Origin of the sequence: Lactobacillus amylolyticus DSM 11664 (genome assembly GCF_000178475.1) — a bacterium.
Taxonomy (GTDB): domain Bacteria; phylum Bacillota; class Bacilli; order Lactobacillales; family Lactobacillaceae; genus Lactobacillus; species Lactobacillus amylolyticus.
Window position 1 is genome coordinate 1 of record NZ_ADNY01000033.1, and the last position, 530, is coordinate 530.

At 45.3% G+C, this 530-nt stretch carries 1 protein-coding gene and 1 pseudogene; both read right to left on the reverse strand.

Features of this window, described 5'->3' with window-relative positions; genetic code table 11:
- Positions 1-186 (reverse strand): annotated as a pseudogene (locus HMPREF0493_RS04255) (TetA family tetracycline resistance MFS efflux pump); the annotation flags it as partial.
- A 72-nt stretch (positions 187-258) separates the two neighbouring features.
- The coding region (locus HMPREF0493_RS04260) for a replication protein (RefSeq protein WP_006352064.1) at positions 259-530 on the reverse strand (272 nt) is incomplete at its 5' end.

The window sequence follows — 530 nt, forward strand, 5'->3', positions numbered from 1 at the left end:
AACGGGTGCGCATAGAAATTGCATCAACGCATATAGCGCTAGCAGCACGCCATAGTGACTGGCGATGCTGTCGGAATGGACGATATCCCGCAAGAGGCCCGGCAGTACCGGCATAACCAAGCCTATGCCTACAGCATCCAGGGTGACGGTGCCGAGGATGACGATGAGCGCATTGTTAGATTTCATACACGGTGCCTGACTGCGTTAGCAATTTAACTGTGATAAACTACCGCATTAAAGCTTATCGATGATAAGCTGTCAAACATGAGAATTCTCTGACGAATAATCTTTTCTTTTTTCTTTTGTAATAGTGTCTTTTGTGTCCCCCTGTTTTGAGGGATAGCAATCCCCCAATTTGAGGGATGTTTTATCCCTCGTTTTAGGGGATTTTCCCTCGTTTTGAGGGATGCACCATTCTGAGATGTTTTTATTTGGTCCAAACATGCCGCCTTGCTGCTTGATAATATTCATTCTGACGAGTTCTAACTTGGCTTCATTGCACCGTTTGACAGGTAACTTTGTAATCTCGC